The 6,162-nt window shown below is 57.3% G+C and carries 7 protein-coding genes and 1 pseudogene; 3 read left to right on the forward strand and 5 right to left on the reverse strand.

What is annotated here, in order from left to right; genetic code table 11:
• Positions 1-50: 50 nt before the first annotated feature.
• From ERE07_RS19520 to ERE07_RS19535, 4 genes are all read right to left on the reverse strand, one after another.
• The gene (locus tag ERE07_RS19520) at positions 51-899 is read right to left on the reverse strand and encodes a replication initiator protein A (RefSeq protein ID WP_209021195.1); all 849 of its coding nucleotides are present in this window, start codon (positions 897-899) and stop codon (positions 51-53) included.
• A 26-nt stretch (positions 900-925) separates the two neighbouring features.
• A complete protein-coding gene (locus ERE07_RS19525) occupies positions 926-1,207 on the reverse strand; it encodes a helix-turn-helix domain-containing protein (protein WP_014995090.1) in 282 nt (93 codons plus the stop codon).
• 112 nt (positions 1,208-1,319) lie between these two features.
• Positions 1,320-2,090 carry a DUF2285 domain-containing protein gene (locus ERE07_RS19530; protein WP_130010712.1) on the reverse strand — a complete coding sequence of 257 codons (771 nt, stop codon included), beginning with the start codon at positions 2,088-2,090 and terminating at the stop codon, positions 1,320-1,322.
• Between the two features lie 321 nt (positions 2,091-2,411).
• Positions 2,412-2,759, reverse strand: a complete 348-nt coding sequence (locus ERE07_RS19535; RefSeq protein ID WP_130010723.1) for a DUF2958 domain-containing protein — start codon at positions 2,757-2,759, stop codon at positions 2,412-2,414.
• Between the two features lie 281 nt (positions 2,760-3,040).
• On the opposite strand from ERE07_RS19535, the gene ERE07_RS19540 reads away from it, so the two are divergent.
• From ERE07_RS19540 to ERE07_RS19550, 3 genes are all read left to right on the forward strand, one after another.
• The gene (locus tag ERE07_RS19540; protein WP_130010713.1) at positions 3,041-3,343 is read left to right on the forward strand and encodes a helix-turn-helix domain-containing protein; all 303 of its coding nucleotides are present in this window, start codon (positions 3,041-3,043) and stop codon (positions 3,341-3,343) included.
• Positions 3,344-3,423: 80 nt separating this feature from the next.
• The gene (locus ERE07_RS19545) at positions 3,424-4,971 is read left to right on the forward strand and encodes an AAA family ATPase (protein WP_167671010.1); all 1,548 of its coding nucleotides are present in this window, start codon (positions 3,424-3,426) and stop codon (positions 4,969-4,971) included.
• On the forward strand, positions 4,968-5,813 hold the full coding sequence (locus ERE07_RS19550; RefSeq protein ID WP_130010714.1) for an HNH endonuclease: 846 nt from the start codon (positions 4,968-4,970) through the stop codon (positions 5,811-5,813). Before ERE07_RS19545 ends, ERE07_RS19550 begins: the two co-directional genes overlap by 4 nt.
• 64 nt (positions 5,814-5,877) lie before the next feature.
• Here ERE07_RS19550 and ERE07_RS19555 read toward each other — a convergent pair.
• Positions 5,878-6,042, reverse strand: a pseudogene (locus ERE07_RS19555) (DUF736 domain-containing protein); the annotation flags it as partial.
• Between the last annotated feature and the right edge of the window lie 120 nt (positions 6,043-6,162).

Here is a 6,162-nt window from a genome sequence, read left to right on the forward strand (position 1 = left end):
GACACCTCTTACTCCTGATAGCACGACCCCATCCACAGCTTGTCCCGCTGTTATCCCCGTGCCGTCTGCGGCACGGGCCGGAAGGTCAGCAATTCCATGTCGTCCTCGGGAATCCGCACGATGCCCAGCTCGTACCCCGGCAGCGATTGCCGGGCGACCAGCGCCCGCAGGTCGTAGGCGAAATCCGAAAACCGCGTGCTGCTGCCCGACTTGCGGTGCAGATGCCGGAAGTCGAACTGCCAGCCGTATTCCTGCCGGCCGCCATGCTTGCGCACCAGGCGGTACAGCCAGCGCTCGATGCCACCCGTGAGTCGGAAGTACGTCGGGTCGATGGTCAGCACCAGAGCAGCATCCAGCACGCCCGCATAGAACCAGTCCGGCAGGATCAACTCGATGCCCAGCGGCGTGCCGTTGGCATCGGCCAGTTCTTTCCATTCGTTTATCCACGAGAAGCGATGCAATCGCCTTCCCGTGGTTTCGCGGATGGACGTGGCCACTGTGGTCGATTGCAGCCGGTCGAGCGCGGCCTTGAGACGCTGGTAGTCGCGCAGCGACTTGCCGCGCCCGATGAAGCGTAGGATTTCGTAGGGCGTGGCCTGCATCCGCCGGGACGGCTGGATGCCTGCGTCCTTGGCTTCGACGATCTGGCTGGCCGCCCAGATCAGGATGTCGGCATCCCAGATGGTGGCAATACCATGCTCCTGCGTGCCTTCCACGCGGATGGTGATGTTGCCGCTGCGAAAGTCGATCGGCGCGGTGCGCCGCGACTTCGCCAGCGAGAAAAACGGATAAGCCATCAAGTCCTGGGCATCGCGCGGTGCCATGTCCTCGCCCGGCAGAGCGCGGAACAGGTCGAGCTGTTCGCGCTGTTGCAAGGTGTGCCCTGGTGGGCGGGACATGGCGATGGCCACCGGCGATGCGCCGATCAGCGCGCACGGCTGTCAGCCGAGTGGTGCTCGGCATATTCGGGGTCGGAAGTGGTCTCGAAGCTGCGCGTTTCCGCCCAGGCATCGAGGTCGGCCACGGCGTACATGACGCGGCGGCCGAACTTGCGAAACTTCGGGCCACCACCGATGACGCGCTGTTTCTCCAGCGTGCGCGGTGACAGGCGCAGGTAGTCGGCGGCTTCGTCGTTGGTGAGATAGCGCTGGGGTTGTGCGGGTGTGGCAACGGGAGCGGCGGCAGGCCGCAAGGGAGCGGGTCGCATGGGATGTACCTCCATCAAGCCCGGCCACACAGCGCGACCGGATAGAGGCAGTCTCAAGAAACTTGGGGTTCTTGCTCAGGGACGTTCTGCAGGGGATGCGAAACGTCCCCCCTCATGCGGCGGAACGGGGGGGAAGTTGCGCCAGACGGCGATAACCGCCGCGCATCAGCCAATCGCCCCGGCGCACCAGCCGCCGCACGCGGGCGCGCAGAGCGCTGTCGGCGTGCCAGTCGGCGGCAACGGCATCCGCACCAAACAGCCCTTCGGCCACCTCCCGCAAGGACGCACCCGCCAGGGTCGCGTCCAGCGCCTGCAGCGTGTGCATTTCCAGCAATGCGGACAGCGGCGGGCGTGGCCGGACGGTCGCCGCAGGTGCGGCACCGGCGGCTACTGCGATCTTGTTCAATTCGCTCGCCAGGGCCGCATAGCGTTCGCAAGGCGCGGCGCAGGCTCGAATGGCATAGGCGTAAGCCATGCCATCGGCCAAGCCTGGCGCGAGCACGAAACGCAGGCAGCACCCAGGCCAGCGCGCCACCAGCACCAGGCGCTTGCCGTCATGGATCAGGTGTTTGTGGCCCGGCAGCTTCCAGAACTCAAAGCACAGGGCATCGGGCGGTGGATCGGCATCCGGGTAGAGCTGCACCACGGCATCGTGATCGGGGAACCAGGCCGGGTGCGCGTCCCGCGCATCCAGAGCGGGATCTTCCAGCAGGCGCAGCCCCCAATGCCCGGCAGCATCCGGTTGGCGACGACGGCGCAGCCAGTCGCGCCGATAGTCTGGATGACGGCGCAGGTACTCCCAGGCCAGCGCCGGGCTATCTAGATGTAGAACGTAGAGATAGGCCGCCGTGGCATACCACGGCTCGGCACTGCGATCGGCCATGAGGCAACCTCCCTGTGCTGGGAATACGTCGCCACGGCGAAACGGCGTGCTACGAGACCATCGTCAAAACGTCATGGGTGAAGCGTAAACTGGCAGTGTCAAGACCGATGAACTCCGATGCGTTGCTGAAATCGTCCGAGTGCGACGGCGGCAACGCACTCCAATGGCATGCCGCGTCGGTCAGCTTGCCGCAGCCCGCGCCAGGCATCATGACCGTTTCGATCAGGCACGCACCACTGCGGTGCAACACTGGCGATTCAGATCGAACCGGTCACAGACCAGACCGAAATAGACACAGTGCGCCTCGCTTGGCGGTGGCCCTCAATCGGTGATTGAGCCGCTGTCTTCGGCCAGTCGCAGGTATTCCGACAGCCGCCGCACCGGCTGGAAGTAGCGATCCCGCATCACCGGCTGCTGGCGCGGCCCGACGATGGCGGCCAGGTCGGATAGCTTCACCGTTCCCAATGCAGGCATGCCAATCCCCAAGTCGATCAGGCCGTGGGCGGTATCGCCATCGGCGGGGTCGAGCGAAGCCAGCAGCCAAGTGGCATGCGCATCTGGCGTGAACAGGCGCACCACGGGCAGCGGGTCGGTGTCCTGCCCGGCAGCGCGGGCCTGGCCGTTGGACAGCAGGCGCGTGCGCTCGTCGGCGGTGATGAGCGGGGTCATGGCTGTATTCCCACCGATGTGCGGAGCATCAGAGGCGCTTTCACGTCTTCCAACGAAAGCACCAATGCGCAAGCCCACGCATCCGCAGAAGCGTAGAAGCACGAAGGCACATGCACGGAAGTCAGGAAAGACACGGATCAGGCTCTCCGCTTTTGAAGAAAACCGCCAATGCGGATTTCAGTAAAGGCAAAAATACGGCAAAATAGAACAAATGAACACTATAGATTGTAGTCCTATAGGGCGCAATGAGTTGTCATTCTGGATTTTTGGGAAAGTCCAGAATGACAACGCTCAAGCCATCGCTACCCGATGCGTTGCGAAAGATCAGGAAAGCACGCGGCCTGAGCCAAGAGGCGTTCTCGGACGTGTCCAGCCGCACCTACCTTAGTTCGCTAGAGCGCGGTCTGAAAAGTCCGACCATAACCAAACTCACTGAATTGTGTGAGGTTATGAAAATCCACCCGATCACGCTATTGACCTTGGCCTATTCAGACGGCGACGCACAAAATTTCCATAATATTTTGGCGCAGGTCCAGAACGAGCTAAAGGAAATCACTGACACCTTTCACTCAATTGGTGGGTGAGAAATGTCAATTTTTATTTTATAAAAACAATCAAAAGCAACAATTAAGTTGTTTCATAATTTATTTTGGCGAGAAGGCAAATGGAAAAATTCTTTACTGTGCTTCCTGTCGGCCATTCCTTGCCAAGAACAGACAGGGAAGCGGCATATTTGCTGACAGATAACTGGGATGACTGGTTTACTTTCAGCACGATGTATACGCTAAACATAAGAGATTCGAAAGGCGAAATTCATCGCATTGGGAGCGTCAAGATAGGCCAGGCTGGCATGCGGCCGGATCAGCGCAGACCTGATCTTGAGCCGTCGTTTGATACTCTTGGCGATGACTTTTTCTCTATTGGGCAAGACGACACCTACTACGAAACCCTAAACGATTTAGGTGTGGACTTACGAGATCGCGTGCTTACAGGATTGCGCGACATGGCATTCAATCCGCAGCGCCTCGAAACTGCACTCAAGGAAAAGGTCACTGGCGTGTCGCTGCTCCGATCAGTTACGCGTGCCACAGTGCAGGGTCAATATGCCAGGCTCGCTCAAGGAGGGGCTCGGCTGTCTCGCTATAATTTCTCCTATACAGGTCCGCAAAAGCTCCGTTCGAAAATACCACCGATTGAATTAAATTTTGTTGTCGAACCTGAGTCGATGCCACCCACTAATATCCACGTCCTGATCGGTAGGAATGGTGTTGGTAAGACACACTTATTGAATAACATGTCGCGCTCACTTGTGGATCAACGATCGAATCCCCAAGACGTAGGAGCCTTCGAGGCCGGAGAGGAAGATGAAGGCCAAGACCTGTTCGCCAACTTGGTGTCAGTGACCTTCAGCGCATTTGATCCGTTCGACCCTTTGCCTAATCGTCGTGACCGATCTGAGGGCCTTCCATGTGCCTACGTGGGACTTAAACGTTCAGGAGTAACAACAGAGGGGAAACCCTTGGCTCCCAAATCTCCGGACAGTTTATCGCGCGAATTCGGTGCAAGCGTCCTAGTCTGCCGTAGTCAGAGTGCCCGCCTAAGCCGTTGGCGCCGAGCTCTGCTAATGCTAGAAGCAGATCCTATTTTCAAGGCTGCGGACGTGGCCTCGCTGGCAGATGAAGAATTAACAGATGAACTCAAGGCTAGCGCCCGTAAAATATTTAGTAACCTTAGCTCTGGCCACAAAATTGTTCTCCTGACTATTACTCGCCTAGTCGAAACAGTGGAAGAGCGGACGTTGGTCTTATTGGATGAACCAGAGGCGCATCTCCATCCCCCCCTGCTATCTGCCTTTGTGCGCGCACTTTCAGATCTTCTAGTGAATCGCAATGGAGTTGCGATCGTTGCAACGCACTCGCCAGTCATTCTTCAAGAGGTGCCAAATCAATGTGTCTGGAAGATTTGGAGAAATGGCCGAATCGTTCAAGCTGAACGTCCGACTATCGAGACATTCGGTGAAAATGTTGGAGTGCTAACCCGCGAGGTATTTGGTCTTGAAGTAACAGATGCCGGCTTCCATCAATTACTACGAGATGCCGCGCGCGACGAAGATGATTTTGAGGATGTCATCGCCAAGTTTGACCATAAGCTGGGAGGTGAGGCAAGAGCATTAATTCGCGCCATTATGGTTAATCGTGAAGGTGACCAATGATTAAATTGGAACATCCAGATCTTGACGCTGGCGATGTTTTTAAACAATGCATAAGCCGTGTTCGAAACAAGGAACTCAAGACGCGTCTGGAATCAATAGAGGCGGATGTTTCTCAAGCATCCGAAACCTTCGCAGACCTTGCTGCACAAGTAAGGCTTTATGAGTTTGTGCGCGAGGCTGTCGTCAACGGAGTAGTGACGACAGCCGAGATGGACGCTGTATATAACCAGCGAATGGTGCCAAAGACCGCTCCTGGCCGAGCCGCTTACGACAAACTAATGAGCTTGGCTCGCTCAGGGAAATGCCCATTATGCGCTCAGCGAGATGCATCTACACTCGACCATCACCTGCCAAAGGCTCACTATCCAATATTATCTGTTGTACCGTTAAATTTGGTCCCATCATGTAAAGACTGCAATAAGGCCAAGCTTGCGAGCCTCCCAACAAACGCTTCCGAAGAAACTCTTCATCCTTATTTTGATGACATTGATGGTGATCGTTGGTTGTTTGCATCCGTACAAACAACCACGCCCGCATCCTTGAAATTTTTTGTTATCCCTCCCAATCACTGGGATGCTGTGCTTGCAGCGCGGATGCTCCTCCATTTTGAGGCTCTAGGATTAGGGGCGCTCTACGCTGCGCAAGGTGCTGATGAACTGCTGAACATTCGGCATCAGTTACAAACGCTCCACGACATAGGCGGAGCTGCGATAGTTCGCAGTGAATTATCCAGTCGCGCTGAAAGTGCAGCCGCCGCGCGCATAAATGGCTGGCGTGTCTCTGCGTTCCAAGCGTTTGCAGAAAGCGACTGGTTCTGTGATGGCGGATTCAGAGCTTTCTGAATCACGAGAAGATTTATTAGTTTATGAAGCACGCCCCGCACCAATGGACGGGGCGCTGCAGCGGTTACGCCTTGGGCTTGCTGCGCGACCAGATCAGGTCGTGCGCGCCGTCCTCGCTCTCGATCAAGCGGGCATAGACCGTTGCAGGGAACGAAGGATCGTCTAGGGTCACAGACACGTAGGGGCGTCCGGCCTCGCTGGTTTTCTTCCACGCCGCGCCGATGTCGTGTAAGCGTCCGGGGAACTCATCTTGCTGAGTTAACGGCGTTAGCTACTTAAGCGGTTGGCACCCAGTTGTGCGGCAAGAGTTCGCCAATGCGGCTGGCCGGTTGTGTCGGTAGACGCGTAA

It is taken from the genome of Allopusillimonas ginsengisoli, from assembly GCF_004153455.1.
GTDB lineage: Bacteria > Pseudomonadota > Gammaproteobacteria > Burkholderiales > Burkholderiaceae_B > Allopusillimonas > Allopusillimonas ginsengisoli.